Raw genomic sequence first — 14,482 nt, 5'->3', positions numbered from 1 at the left:
GTAAAGAAACAGGAGGGGTTTTATGAGAAAGTTGTGGTTATTGCTTTTAGCTACAGTTACTGTCTTAGTTCTAGCAGCGTGTAGCGACAAAGAAAACGAGTCTTCTGAAGGAGAAGTTTCAGAATACCGTACAGTTTATTCAGGAGAGATTAAAACACTTAATTACTTAAAAACTTCTGAAACAAATGAATTTGCAGTTGCAGCAAATTTAGTAGATGGCTTAATTGAGTACGACCAGTATGGAATTGTAAAACCAGGTTTAGCGGAAGAATGGTCTGCAAATGCAGATAACACTGTATGGACCTTTAAACTTCGTGAAGGTGTCAAATGGGTAACGAATGAAGGAGAAGAGTATGCAGATGTAGTGGCACAAGACTTTGTAGATGGCTTAAATTATGTGCTTGATGCAAAAAATGAATCATCAACTGCTTGGATTGCAACTGTCGTTAAAAACGGCGATGCTTTCTATAATGGTGAAGTTACAGACTTTGCAGAAGTTGGAGTAAAAGCATTAGATGATCACACAATTGAATACACTATGGAAAATCCAACACCATATTTCCTTTCCATGTTGAACTATGTATGTTTCTTCCCAGTAAATGGTGAATTTTTAGCTGAAAAAGGAGAAAGCTTTGGGACAACTAAAGAAAACTTCCTATACAACGGATCTTACATCCTAGACAAATTTGAACCACAAAATGAACGTGTACTAGTAAAAAATGACACATATTGGGATAAAGAAAATGTGTTAATTGACCGTATTCGCTATAAATACAATAAAGAAGCTGGTACTGTAGCACCGGAATTATTCTTACGTGGAGAAGTTGACTCAGCATTAATCCCAACATCTGTTATCGATGAATGGTTTAATGATGAAGAGAAAAAATCTCAAGTACGTCAAAGTCAAAATAACTTCTATACTTACTTCTATGCATTAAACTTTGATCCACAATTTGATGCTGAATATGAACCAGAAAACTGGAAAGTGGCTGTAAACAACAAAAACTTCCGTAAATCACTTTTCCATGCACTTGACCGAGTATCGGCAATGTTGACAACAGAACCTTACAACCCGGAAGATATGCTGAATAATTCAATTACACCGAAGAACTTTGTCGATGTAGATGGCGTTGATTATACACAATTAGCTCCATTAGCGGATATTACAAGTACAGACTCATTTGATGGAGATTTAGCTAAAGAATTTAAAGAAACAGCAATTGCTGAACTTGATGGAAAAGCTACATTCCCAGTTAAAGTGTTAATGCCATATAACTCGGGTTCTCCGGACTGGGCTAACCGGTCACAAGTGGTGGAGCAACAGCTTGAGGGCTTACTAGGTACAGACTACATTGATGTGATAGTAGAAGCGGGTCCTTCTACTGGATTCTTAGGTGAAGTACGTCGACCAGGTAAATTTGCATTATTAGAAGTAAACTGGGGACCTGATTATGCAGACCCTGCCTCTTACACTGATCCGTTTACTGAAGGTGGATCTTATAATAAGCCTGAGTTTGCAGAAGGATATACAGAATCCAATGGAAAATCAAAATATCAAAACATGGTAGATGCTGCTAAAGCAGAAATGGATTTAGCTAAACGATATGAACTATTTGCTGAAGCAGAAAGCTTCCTTATTGAAGAGGCATTTGTTATTCCTTATGCAGTAGGCGGTACAGGATACATTGCTTCCAAATTAAATCCATTTGAAGCACAATACTCTCCATTTGGTGTAACGGCTGAGAAGTTTAAAGGCCAAAGAGTATTAGATAAGCCAATGAGTAACGAAGAATTTAAAGAAGCACAAGCCGCTTGGGAACAAGAACGTGCAGAAGCGCTGGCCAATGCAGAAGAATAGTTTTAAAAAATAGATTTTAACTATTGTAATGAAGAAGGAGATGACTAAAGACCACCTTTGGCATCTCCTTCCTTCATTCTTTGGCTTAATTTGTTGGGGGGTTAGAATATGTTGTGGTATATAGGAAAACGATTGTTGCAATCCGTATTAACGCTATTCATCATCATTACCATTGTTTTCTCATTACTACGCCTAATGCCTGAAGAAGGATACTTAGGAGCTGCAGCTGAGAAAATGTCACCAGAACAACAGGAAGTATATTTAACAAATTTAGGGCTTCGGGACCCATTGATTGTTCAATTAGGGAATTTCTATTCAGACTTATTAAAAGGTGATTTAGGAACTTCTGTTACATATCGTACGGATGTCCCAGTAACTACCATCATATCTGAAAAGATAATGTATTCGTTACTGTTTGGACTTGGCGCTGTTGCACTGTCGCTAATTGTTGGGGTTCCTTTAGGAATTTTAATGGCCCATATGAAAGGACGATGGCTAGACCGTTTAGGTACAGGATACATTGTATTCGTTGTTGCTGTACCGGCTGCTGTTTATTATATTTTCATCCAAATGTATGTGACGGATATTTTCAATTTACCTATGTTGTTTGATGAATATAATTCTGCAAGTTGGATTTTGCCTTTAACATCCATGGCATTGGCTCCTACTGCCTCATATGCAATGTGGATGCGTCGTTACATGGTCGATGAGCTAAACAAAGATTACATTAAACTAGCGAGAGCTAAAGGGGTAAAGGAACGTACATTAATGTTTAAGCACGTGATGCGAAACGCTTTTATTCCTATGGCACAGTACTTGCCAGCAACAATTTTGTTTACTATTACAGGTTCTATTTATGTTGAATCCTTATATTCAATTCCAGGGATGGGCGGTTTACTTGTTGATGTAATTCAACGTCAAGATAATTCCGTTGTTCAAGGTCTAGTTTTGATATTCTCCTCTCTTGGAATTATTGGATTGTTCTTAGGCGATTTAGCGATGGCACTTGTTGATCCTCGAATCAAGCTTGGTAAAGGAGGGGGAGTGCGTTAATGGGAATTTATTCAGAAGAAATTTCGAATATTTCACAAAAGTCAAACGAGAAGCTATTTGATTTTGCCGTAGTCGATGAACAAAAGGCTGAGCAAACAGGTTATTCAAATTATTCCTATTGGCGTTCAACATGGCAATCGTTTTTAAAAAATCGTGTGGCTGTTTTTCTTTTAGTAGTAGTCGGGCTGATTATTACTTTTGTTATCGTTCAACCATATCTACCATTTCAAAAATCACCAACAGAGATTTATATAGATGAACAAACGGGTTCCCAAGCTCGGAACATTGCGCCGAGTTCGGATTTCTGGTTTGGAACGAATTCAATCGGACAAGATTTATGGTCGCGAATTTGGGCTGGAACAAGGACCTCTCTATTTATAGGCTTTGTTGTTGCTTTGGCAGAAGTGGTAGTAGGAATCTCAGTTGGTGCACTTTGGGGCTTTTCTAGGAAACTTGAAGCACCAATTACACAAGTTTATAACATTGTTGAAAATATACCGACAACAATCGTCTTGATTTTAATGTCTTATATTTTGCGACCTAGCATTTCAACCATCATTATAGCTATGTGTATTACTGGCTGGGTGGAGATGGCGAGATTTATTCGAAATCAAATTGTGATATTAAGAGACCGTGAGTATAACCTGGCATCAAAATGTTTAGGGACGCCAAGCTATCGAATTATCCTAAAGAATTTACTGCCGTATTTAATCTCCGTTATAATGCTTCGAATGAGTTTAGCGATTCCGTTTGCTATTGGCGCAGAAGTGTTTTTAACGTATATCGGTCTAGGCTTGCCAATTAGTGAACCATCATTAGGGAACTTAATCAATGAAGGACGTGTATTAATGATGTCACCAGATTTACGTTATCAATTAATTTTCCCGAGTGTTGTATTAAGTATTATAACGATTGCTTTCTATATTATAGGTAATGCATTTGCGGATGCAGCAGATCCAAAAAATCACGTGTAGAGGAGGATGGCGATGGAAGACAACAACGCAAAGTCACGCATTTTATCTATTCAAAATTTAATCATAAAGTTTAAACTGCGTGGCCAAGTGCTTACAGCAATTCGTGATATTTCTCTTGATCTTTACAAAGGGGAGAGTTTAGCAATTGTAGGTGAATCAGGTTCGGGCAAGTCTGTCCTTGTAAAATCCATTATGGGTTTATTGGACAAGAATGGTTTTATTGATCAAGGGAAAATTCTTTATAAGGATTACGATTTAGCGGAGTTTAGTACAGAAAAGGATTGGCTTAAAATTCGAGGAAAAGAAATTGCAATGGTCACACAAGATCCAATGACTTCACTTAATCCATTAAAAACCGTAGGAAAACAGATTGAAGAGTGTGTAGTCCTACACCAAGGCCTAAAAGGGAAAGCGGCATATGACCAAACATTAAAGCTGCTTACTGATGTGGGAATCCATGATGTTGAAAAACGCTATAAGCAATATCCGCATGAGTTTTCAGGTGGGATGCGACAAAGAATCGTCATTGCCATTGCAGTAGCTTGTAATCCGAAAATATTGATCTGTGACGAGCCTACAACTGCTCTTGATGTGACAATTCAAGCCCAAATCTTACAGCTCTTAAAAAATCTGCAAGAACTGTATGGACTAACAACAATCTACATTACCCATGATTTAGGGGTTGTTGCAAAGGTAGCTGATCGCATTGCGGTTATGTATGCCGGTGATATTATCGAAGTTGGTAAAACCCATGAAGTATTCTTTGATGGAAAACACCCGTATACATGGGCTCTTCTATCCTCTTTACCTCAATTAGGAGCTAAAGGAGAAGAGTTATACTCGATTAAAGGAACACCACCAAATCTCTTTAAGGAGATAAAAGGTGATGCGTTTGCACCTCGTAATCCATATGCATTGAACATTGATTTTGTTGAACGTCCTCCTTTCTTTAAAGTAACAGAAACGCACTTTGCAAAAACTTGGTTACTGCATTCAGATGCACCAAAAGTAGATCCTCCACAAAGCTTACAAGCATTCTTTGAAGAGGGGAGACGTTACGCTTATGAATGATAGAGAAGTATTGCTGGAAGTGAAAAATTTAAATGTTACCTTTGGGAAAGGAAAAAATAAATTCCAGGCAATCAGAGATGTAAGTTTTGAAATTTATAAAGGCGAAACATTTGGGCTTGTAGGGGAATCGGGTTCAGGAAAAACCACAATAGGTCGTTCCATTATGCGAATTAATGAAGTAACAGGTGGCGAGATATTATTTAAGGGTAATCCGATTAATGGCAAGATATCAAAGGATTGGGACAGAGAAATCACTCAAAAGATTCAGATGATTTTTCAAGACCCTATGGCATCTTTAAACGAGCGAGCAAAGGTTGATTATATCATCTCAGAAGGATTAGTTAATACGAAAAGATATAAAAGCGATGCCGAGCGTTTGGAAATAGTTCGAAATGCCCTGTTAGAAGTAGGGTTACTTCCAGAGTTTGCAAGTCGTTTTCCACACGAGTTCTCAGGTGGTCAACGGCAAAGGATTGGGATTGCCCGTGCCTTGGTAATGGAGCCGGAATTTGTTATTGCGGACGAACCAATTTCGGCACTAGATGTTTCGATACGTGCGCAAGTATTAAATTTATTATCAAATTTACAAAAACAAAACGATTTAACTTATCTGTTTATAGCCCATGATTTATCAATTGTTCGTTTTATTACTGATCGAACAGCAGTTATTTATAAAGGGGAAATTGTAGAATTAGCGGAAACCGAGAAACTTTTCTCTAAACCAATTCACCCATACACAAGAGCTCTTATTTCGGCTGTTCCGGAGCCGAATCCTTATAAAGAGCGTGCAAAAACAATTGAAATTTATGACCCCACGCAGCATAACTATGTGCTGGACCCTCCTTCATTTGTAGAAATAGAGGAAGGTCATTTTGTGCTTGCCAATGAAGAAGAAATCTCACGTTATCGTACAACGTTTACAATAGGAGTGTGATATATATTTTATGAAGATTCCAAAAGCTTTAAAAAAGGGAGATACAATTGGTCTAATTGGTGCTTCAAGTGCTACACCTCCAGAAAGCTTGCCTCATGCAGTTGAAGCAGTTGAAAAACTAGGTTATAAAGTGGTTGTAGGAGATTCATGCAGAGAAAGACATGGTTATTTAGCGGGGAGCGACGAACTTCGTGCAAAAGATGTAAATCGAATGTTCGGTGATCCGTCAATAGATGGAATTTTTAGCATTCGAGGTGGCTATGGAGCGACCAAAATATTACCATTACTGGATTATGAGATGATTAAACAGAATCCAAAAGTATTTGCTGGATATAGTGATGTGACAGCATTACATATCGCTTTTAACCAGCTATGCGATTTAGTAACATACCATAGCCCAATGCCCTCTACAGAATTCATTAAACCAGAGATGGATGAATACACTTGGTCGTCATTTTTGAAAAGTGTTACTTTGACAGAAGACAAGAATTATTACTTAGCGAATCCATCTAATCAAGAAATGACAACACTTGTTCCGGGAAAAGCTACAGGTCAGCTGGTCGGAGGGAATTTAACATTAGTAACCGCCTCACTTGGAACACCATATGAAATAGATACAAAGGGTAAAATTCTATTTTTAGAAGATATAGATGAATATGAACGAAGTGTAGATCGAATGCTTACTCAACTTAAGCTATCAGGCAAGCTAGATGATGCCGTTGGTATTTTATTAGGTGCATGGACAAATTGTGGGCCACAAGATGCTAATCGTCCAGAGCATAGTTTACGTCTAAAAACAATCTTTGAGGAGATCCTTGTTCCATTGAATAAACCGATTTTAATGGATATTGCCTGTGGACATTGCTTACCGACGATGTCACTTCCCTTAGGTAGAACAATTACTGTTAATACCGAAACAAAAATAATCGAAGTAATTGAATAGGGGCAATGATGGAAAAAGACATTCAAAATTTTTTAGGAGAACAACTTAACAATAATGTTAAATTAATAGTAAACGATGCTAGAACGAATGAATTGCTTTTATCTAAAGATATAAATGATGTTTTCTCTAGTGCTAGCCTGATAAAAGTTCCAATTCTATTAGCTGTACTTGATCATTTGGAAAATCAAAATCAATCAATCTCTCAGATGGTTAAAATTACTCCAGATAATCGAGTTGAATTTAGTGTGTTAACAGAACTAGAAGCAGAAGAAGCTACCTTACATGAGTTGTTAGTATGGATGATTATTGTAAGTGATAATACAGCGACAAATGTTCTCATAGATTTATTGGGTTTTGAGAAGTTAAATCAGTATTTTATAAAAATTGGGTTAGGGCATACAAGAATCAGGCGCAAGATGATGGATTTTGTTCAACTGGAGAGTGGCTTTGACAATACAACGACGGCTAAAGATATGGCATTACTCTTTACAGCAATTTATCGAGGCGAGCTATTATCAAAGAAACATAGTGAGTTAGTAATTAATATATTAAGTCGACAACGTATCAACGATTCATTAAAAAGATATATTGCTGACGATATAAAGATCGCTCATAAAACAGGTAGTTTAGAGACTGTTGAACATGATGTTGGTATTGTTTTTACCGAGAAGAATGATTATATCATTGGTGTTTTTGTCACTGAGCATACAAATAACGAAGAAGCGAAACAAATCATTGGGAAGATTTCCAGGATAATATATGGCCATTTAGGATAGGGGGAGATTCTTTTGAAGGCAATTATCAAATCGATGGTCGCTAATTTACATTCAGAGCCAAATGCCAACTCCGAGTTAATTGATGAAGGATTATATGGCATGATCGTAGAAATAGTAGAACAGCGAGAAAATGATTGGGTTTATGTGAAAACTCCTTATCGCTATGAAGGGTTTTGTAAGGGCTCGGACTTATTAGTCGACATAAACAAGGTTAAAGCATGGCAAAAGGATGCTACTTCCGTTATTTATCAAGCCTTTGCAGATGTATTGCAGGAGCCAAAAATACAAAGTACAAAACTTGAAACACTTGTTAAAGGCTCAATTGTTCAAGTATTGCCGAATGCAGACCTGAATAAAGAGTGGGCAATGATTCAATTAGCATCAGGTGATATAGGGTATACCCGAAAACAATGGATAAAAGAAAAGGTTGAATTTAAAGGAGTTTCAGAAGCGGTTTTTAGAGATCAAGTGGTAAAAACAGCACTATGTTACCTCACAGCACCCTACCGATGGGGTGGGAAATCCCCTTTAGGCATAGATTGTTCTGGTCTATGTTCAATGGCGTATATGTTAAATGGGGTAACAATCTATCGGGATGCCAAAATTATGGATGGCTTCCCTATCAAAGAAATCAGCATGGAGCAAATACAAAAAGGGGATCTTTTATACTTCCCTGGACATATTGCCATGTATATGGGTGACGATTTATATGTACACTCTTCACTTGGAGGAAATGAAGTAAGCATTAATAGTCTAAATAAAGAACATCCCCATTATCGGGAAGATTTAGCTACAACAATTACGGCAGTAGGAAGCTTATTTCCTGAAAAATAATGACAGCTAGAAGCACATCATCAATGTTCGAAAGATGGTGTGCTTTTTTCGTCAGAGAAAAGTATAACAATTCCCTAGTCTTGCAAAAGGGCATCGAACGATTGTGGTTATAAGTCTTTTGATTAGTTGCGTTCTTTCAATTAAATGTAGTTGACAATGTAAAAACTAAATTCAATTCATTGGAGGTATTTTTATGCGAATATCAAAAGCGAGATTCGTAACAGAAGATGACATGAAGATGATACCTATTAGACTAATGACCAAAAAGAAATATATTGCTGCATATAAGGGCAAGCTATATTGCCCTACTGAGAATTGCCCTGCTAAATTATCCTATAGTAGCGGGAAGAAAGGGTATTATAAAACTTGGAGATATAGCAATCACACTCCAACTTGCCCATACAATCTAGAGCGGGAAGGAATTCGTCAAATTGGTGGCAAGGACATGGAAATTTCGGTCAATATTAGTAAGAGACATAAACAGAATGCATTAATGAGAGCTTACAAATCAATGGTCATGGATGAACAAAATATTCCGAAGAATGAACAAGATTCTGCAGTGATTAAAAAAATCAGCCAACGTAAAGTGAAATCGAATGCTTTTGAATCAGCGCAAATGACGCTTTTTGGTGGGACAATTGCTGAAGATTTTTCTCCTGTTAAAGGAAAAAAACTTTTATCAAGATTTGTCCATGAAATTGGACCTGCCGATATTGGGAAAAATAGAATTGTTAAGGGATTGATAAAAGATATCGAATTACTTGATTCAGCTGCTGAAATGATCATTGGTTATCAAGATATGGAAATGACAATTGTCTTTTTGGATAATTTCCAAAAAGACCCTTTAAATAAAAGCTATGAAAATAAATTTTGGGCAATTAAAGAATGGTTGAATCGGGTGAAAACAGTTAATTTTATTGGAGTTGGAGAAGTCCGGATGACGAAAGACAATCATTTCGAGTTATCCGTTTCGATGGGAACTGATTTTAAAGTGGATGGCGAAGATCTCTATAATCTGGCAAGAAAACTAAAAGCAGTAGCTCTAAGTTAAGATATAAAAATTAAGTGTTTACCCGAAAATTACATTATTTTTCGTTTATTTTAAATAATAATGGGTACTATGAAATAATGATAATATTGGAGGGCGATTATGATAAAGCATTATCAAAAAATTGCAGTAGCAATTGATTTTTCAAAGCAGTCAATGAAAGCTCTTGACCGTGCAATTCTTGTAGCGAAAGATAATGATGCAACCATTCAATTAGTAAACGTAGTTGATACAAAATCCTTTGGTTCTATTTCTGCCTATGACTTAAATTACGCTGAACAATTAAAACAAGAAAGTTTAACAAAGATGGATCAGCTAAAAAATCAAGTTGTTGCTGCAGGAGTTCCGGTTGTTGATGTTGTTGTCAAAGAGGGCTCCCCAAAGGAAATCTTAACAGACCTTTCTGGTGTCGAATTGCTGATTTGCGGAGCAACAGGAGCTAATAATCTTGAAAAAATGGTCATTGGATCAGTGGCAGAAAGTATTGTACGTTTAGCAAGCTGTGACGTACAACTTGTTCGGTAACAAAAACTAGCTATATCTTTATAAAGAACATGAACATCTATTTCTTCAGGAAATGGGTGTTTTTTGTATAATGGAGTTTTGTATCAGAAATGTATTCCATCAACAATCAACAAAATTATTCAATTGATTAAGAAATTTTAAAATCTGGAATTGAAATTTTCTCTTTTATGAAAAATTATTCTACATAATAGCGGAATAATTTTGTTTCGTGAATTTCGTGGTATAAAAATTATTCTGATATATCATAGAGCTATTATGTAATAGCATAAATAGGAAGGGTATATAAATTGGCGAGATGTTCCATTAATAAATAATTTGTATATTATTTATTCTACAAAATGTATGCAATTTACTTTTAAATGCATTTAAATTCTACTCTAATATCTGTGTTAAAATCTCTGTAAATGTCGTTTTGTGAAGGTTTTAACTGTTTTATAACAAGAGCTTGCATGGTTCCGTTGAATTATAGGATGAAAGCAATTTTGAATGATTTTTCTACTTCTATATAAGTAGGGGAATTGCGCTTATCTTCATATTTTCTATGAAATGCAGAAAAAATCTCTTTTACACAAATAATTTTTTTGAAAAAACTATTGCATTTCACATTTTGTAAATGTTATCTTGAGATAGAGTTGTTCACAACTTTATCACATTTACAAAGAGAGGGGCTAAAAGAGAATTATGAAGAAAAATCGATGGTTAATCGCTCTTTCTGCCATAGCAATTCATCTATCAATTGGAGGGGCGTATGCCTACAGTGTATATAAACTTCCAATCGTAACAGAGATGGGATGGAGTGAAACGAACGTTACTGTAGCCTTTACAATTATGATGGGTCTTGCTGGTTTTGCAGCAGCACTTTTTGGTAGTTTAGTAGAAAAAATGGGCCCAAGAAAATCAGCAATGGTTGCTGCTGTATTATTTGGAGCTGGACAAGCAGGTGCTGGTTTAGCAATACTCATGGATTCTGTTGTGTTATATTGGTTAACATACGGAGTTTTAAGTGGTTTAGGTATGGGTATCGGATACATTGCTCCAGTATCGACTTTAGTAAAATGGTTCCCTGATCGTCGCGGATTAGCAACAGGGATGGCTGTATTAGGGTTCGGATCAGGTGCTTTAATTACTGCTCCTGTAGCAGCAAATTTAATGGAGGGTGTAGGGATTTCAACTACTTACTTTATCTTAGGGGTAAGTTACTTTATCTTAATGATTTTAGGGGCTTCTTATATTGCACCTCCAGTTAAAGGGTTTATGCCTGAAGGAATGAAGAAGGCAACTGAATCTGGTGAGAAAAAAGTAAAACAAGATTTAGCGCAAATGACTGCAAAAGAAGCTGTTAAAACAAGACAGTTCTGGATGCTTTGGTCCATGCACTTAGTGAATGTAACGGCAGGTATTATGATGATTTCTGTTGCTTCACCAATGGCTCAAGAAATTGTAGGGCTATCTGTTGCTGGAGCTGCAACAATGGTTGGTGTAATGGGATTATTTAATGGTGGTGGCCGATTAATCTGGGCAGCATTCTCTGACTATATTGGTCGTACAAATATCTTTGTTATCTTCTTTACAATTCAAGTTATCACATTTGCAGTATTACCGTATACAACAAACGTTATCATCTTCCAATTATTCATCTTCTTAGTAGTAAGTTGTTATGGCGGTGGATTCTCTAACCTACCTGCATATGCAAGTGATTTATTTGGTACAAAGCAGCTTGGAGTAATCCATGGTTATCTATTAACAACATGGTCTTTAGGTGGCGTTTTTGGTCCAATCATCGTTAGTACAGTGAAAAATATGTATGATAGCTATATTCCAGTGTTCTATCTATTTACTGGTCTGATTGCAGTTTCACTTCTAATTTCATTATTGCTACGTGCTGATGTAAATAAAAAGAAAAAATCTTTAGAACAAAATAAAAAAGATTCTGTTGCAGATCTTTCAACTACAACATCTTAATAGAAAATTAGTTAAACTGCCGAATATTGGACATTTCGCACATGTCCTTATTCGGTTTTTTTAGTAAGTTTTGTTATATAACAAGGTGTTATTCGTGAAAACTGTAATACAATCTTTGTAACTCGTCAACTTGATTAAGAGATTTTATTGTAATTTTGACCAAAAAGAGCATTTTGTGTAAAATTTTTATATCTATTTTTATCAAATGAGACTTTGAAAGTTCTATGACAAATATCATTTGAAATTTGTTACAACTAACTATTCTTGTATTTGAATCATTATGAGATAGTATTAACATGAGGTGAATAAAATGGCACAATTGACGGCTGTTCAGAGTAGTTATAGCAAGAAGGAAGAACTATTGAATTCAATAAGTCATGGAATAGGTGCAATTCTTTCGATCCCAGCTACTTTACTTTTGGTTCAAAAAGCGCGTGTTGAAGGCTCATCTATTGAATTTGTTAGCTATCTTATTTTTGGTATTTCTATGTTTTGTTTATATGCGGCATCAACTATGTATCACGCATGGCCTACACATAAAAGTTTTCTGAAAAAGCTGGATCATAGCTCGATATTTCTGATGATTGCAGGGACTTATACACCAGTTGCCTTAATAGCGATTGGAGGTAAATCAGGGTGGATAATTTTTTCCATAGAGTGGGGATTGGCACTAATAGGCATTGTCTTTAAAATGTACTTTGTACACCGATTTCAAAGGTTATCACTCCTTGTTTATTTAGGTATGGGGTGGCTTGCGATTGTCTTTTATAAGCAGATGTTGGAATTTATTACTATGAACGGATTTCTCCTTCTTCTAGCAGGGGGTATAAGTTATACAATTGGAACTTATTTTTATAAAAATAAGAAAATCCCATACAATCATGCGATATGGCATGTGTTTGTAATGGGTGGTAGCTTGTTTATGTATCTTACAGTTTACTTTTATATGTAGAACGAACCTGTACAACTCCTACATGAGATCTGTACAGGTTTTTTATTGCTGTAGTTCAAATCCATTTATCTGTGTTATATCCACTATTAATGTGTGATTATCCGGTGTTAAAAAGGTTACTGAATTTTTACGTTCATGGAAATCAAGCAAAGCACTGACTTCAATGGGGGAGCCGTTTACATAGATTTTCTTTATGTTCTTTGATGGCACAGTTTTCCTCATGATTTTAAGGAACTCTTCATTTTGAACAGGTTTATTCATCAGTTCAATCATTGTGTTTTGAAGAATTTTTAAGTGACTACTTAAAAGATTAGTTGAGTATTTTGTATTTAGCATGAGATTATTAATTATTTGGTGAAATTTAATGAGTGATTGTTCCAGTATTGCTTGTTTTTCAATGATTTGTTTTAAATCGGTACTAATTTTCTCGTCCAAATACGAGATATTGTAAGAGTCTTGATTTACATGACTATCTGATTGGGGGTTAAGAAAGATTTTTGGTTTAGAAAAATTTGTTTTGGGAGGATTCATGTTCGCTAACTCCTTTCCCGATATAAGCTATTTGTAATATATGCGTATATTTATAATGTTGCTATTAAATCTGAAGTCAAAAAAATCGACTAACTAAGAGGTGTTAGTCGATCAACTTCACTTTATTCTTCATAAATCATCTTTTTTGTCATCCCGCCATCAACTGTCAAATTCATGCCTGTAACAAAAGTATTCTTTTCATCTGTTAAATAAAAACAAGCACGTGCAATATCATCCGGTCTTCCTACACGACCAGAAAAATGTTGGAGATGGTCTATCTCTCTTAAATCGTCATAATCACCGGTTTCAATCCAACCTGGCGAAATACAGTTTACCCGAATTGAATCAGTTCCAAGCGAACTGGCAAGTGCATGGGTAAGTGCAACAATTCCACCTTTCGTTGCAGCGTAGGATTCAGAATTAGGTTCTGACATAAATGCACGTGTTGAAGCTAAGGATACAATTGAGCCACCTTTTGAATTTAATCTCATAAACTTAGCAGCTTCTCTTGAACACAAAAAGACACTTCGTAAATTTGTATTGATGATATTATCAAATATATCCATCGGAATATCATAAGGTGAAATTGATTTGAAAATACCGGCATTGTTAATGAGAATATCAATCGTTTTAAAGTGTTCGACAGCAGATGTCATTAAATGAATAACGTCTTGCTCTTTGCGTATATCGGTTGGAACGAAAATAACCTTGTAGCCATTACTAACAAGTTCTTTCGCAATGGATTGACCTAGTTCTTCATTTATATCTGCCATAACAACAGAAGCACCAGCCTGTGCATATTGAGTTGCAACTTCTTTTCCAATCCCCATGGCGGCCCCAGTGATGATAACAGTTTTATCTACAAACATAATATCCCTACTTTTTTATTTTTATTGGATAATCATAAAATACATGAAATTGTCCTAAAAAGAAAAGTGGTTGACTCGGATATTATGAAGCAACCACTTTCTTGTATCTGCATATCTCTCGTCTTATAGTGCAAGATGGCTGGCCATACATA

The 14,482-nt window shown here is 35.9% G+C and carries 14 protein-coding genes; 12 read left to right on the top strand and 2 right to left on the bottom strand.

Features of this window, described 5'->3' with window-relative positions; translation table 11 throughout:
- Window positions 1–22: 22 nt before the first annotated feature.
- From C1N55_RS13115 to C1N55_RS13060, 12 genes are all read left to right on the top strand, one after another.
- Window positions 23–1,858, top strand: coding sequence for a peptide ABC transporter substrate-binding protein (locus tag C1N55_RS13115; RefSeq protein ID WP_137729249.1), 1,836 nt, complete (start codon window positions 23–25; stop codon window positions 1,856–1,858).
- Window positions 1,859–1,966: 108 nt separating this feature from the next.
- On the top strand, window positions 1,967–2,911 hold the full coding sequence (locus C1N55_RS13110) for an ABC transporter permease (protein WP_137729248.1): 945 nt from the start codon (window positions 1,967–1,969) through the stop codon (window positions 2,909–2,911).
- Window positions 2,911–3,885 carry an ABC transporter permease gene (locus C1N55_RS13105; RefSeq protein WP_137729247.1) on the top strand — a complete coding sequence of 325 codons (975 nt, stop codon included), beginning with the start codon at window positions 2,911–2,913 and terminating at the stop codon, window positions 3,883–3,885. The genes C1N55_RS13110 and C1N55_RS13105 overlap by 1 nt, the downstream gene beginning before the upstream one ends.
- A gap of 12 nt (window positions 3,886–3,897) precedes the next feature.
- Complete coding sequence (locus C1N55_RS13100; protein ID WP_370452527.1) at window positions 3,898–4,956, top strand: ABC transporter ATP-binding protein; 1,059 nt, start codon at window positions 3,898–3,900, stop codon at window positions 4,954–4,956.
- A complete protein-coding gene (locus tag C1N55_RS13095) occupies window positions 4,949–5,890 on the top strand; it encodes an ATP-binding cassette domain-containing protein (RefSeq protein ID WP_137729245.1) in 942 nt (313 codons plus the stop codon). The genes C1N55_RS13100 and C1N55_RS13095 overlap by 8 nt, the downstream gene beginning before the upstream one ends.
- A 10-nt stretch (window positions 5,891–5,900) precedes the next feature.
- Window positions 5,901–6,833, top strand: coding sequence for a S66 peptidase family protein (locus C1N55_RS13090; RefSeq protein WP_137729244.1), 933 nt, complete (start codon window positions 5,901–5,903; stop codon window positions 6,831–6,833).
- Between the two features lie 8 nt (window positions 6,834–6,841).
- A complete protein-coding gene (locus C1N55_RS13085; RefSeq protein WP_137729243.1) occupies window positions 6,842–7,609 on the top strand; it encodes a serine hydrolase in 768 nt (255 codons plus the stop codon).
- Between the two features lie 12 nt (window positions 7,610–7,621).
- Window positions 7,622–8,443: a C40 family peptidase gene (locus C1N55_RS13080; protein WP_137729242.1), complete on the top strand. Its 822-nt coding sequence runs from the start codon at window positions 7,622–7,624 to the stop codon at window positions 8,441–8,443.
- A 193-nt stretch (window positions 8,444–8,636) separates the two neighbouring features.
- Complete coding sequence (locus C1N55_RS13075; protein WP_137729241.1) at window positions 8,637–9,494, top strand: hypothetical protein; 858 nt, start codon at window positions 8,637–8,639, stop codon at window positions 9,492–9,494.
- A gap of 99 nt (window positions 9,495–9,593) precedes the next feature.
- Window positions 9,594–10,016 (top strand): universal stress protein, encoded by a 423-nt coding sequence (locus tag C1N55_RS13070; protein ID WP_240758294.1) that lies wholly within the window; start codon window positions 9,594–9,596, stop codon window positions 10,014–10,016.
- Window positions 10,017–10,697: 681 nt separating this feature from the next.
- The gene (locus tag C1N55_RS13065) at window positions 10,698–11,978 is read left to right on the top strand and encodes an L-lactate MFS transporter (RefSeq protein WP_137729240.1); all 1,281 of its coding nucleotides are present in this window, start codon (window positions 10,698–10,700) and stop codon (window positions 11,976–11,978) included.
- A 310-nt stretch (window positions 11,979–12,288) separates the two neighbouring features.
- On the top strand, window positions 12,289–12,930 hold the full coding sequence (locus C1N55_RS13060) for a PAQR family membrane homeostasis protein TrhA (protein WP_137729239.1): 642 nt from the start codon (window positions 12,289–12,291) through the stop codon (window positions 12,928–12,930).
- A gap of 42 nt (window positions 12,931–12,972) precedes the next feature.
- On the opposite strand, the gene C1N55_RS13055 is transcribed toward C1N55_RS13060, so the two are convergent.
- The gene (locus C1N55_RS13055; protein WP_137729238.1) at window positions 12,973–13,461 is read right to left on the bottom strand and encodes a hypothetical protein; all 489 of its coding nucleotides are present in this window, start codon (window positions 13,459–13,461) and stop codon (window positions 12,973–12,975) included.
- 122 nt (window positions 13,462–13,583) lie between these two features.
- Window positions 13,584–14,330, bottom strand: a complete 747-nt coding sequence (locus tag C1N55_RS13050; protein ID WP_137729237.1) for an SDR family NAD(P)-dependent oxidoreductase — start codon at window positions 14,328–14,330, stop codon at window positions 13,584–13,586.
- Between the last annotated feature and the right edge of the window lie 152 nt (window positions 14,331–14,482).

This window comes from Lysinibacillus sp. SGAir0095 (assembly GCF_005491425.1).
Taxonomy (GTDB): domain Bacteria; phylum Bacillota; class Bacilli; order Bacillales_A; family Planococcaceae; genus Ureibacillus.
This window is presented reverse-complemented; position numbering and strand designations above follow the sequence as displayed.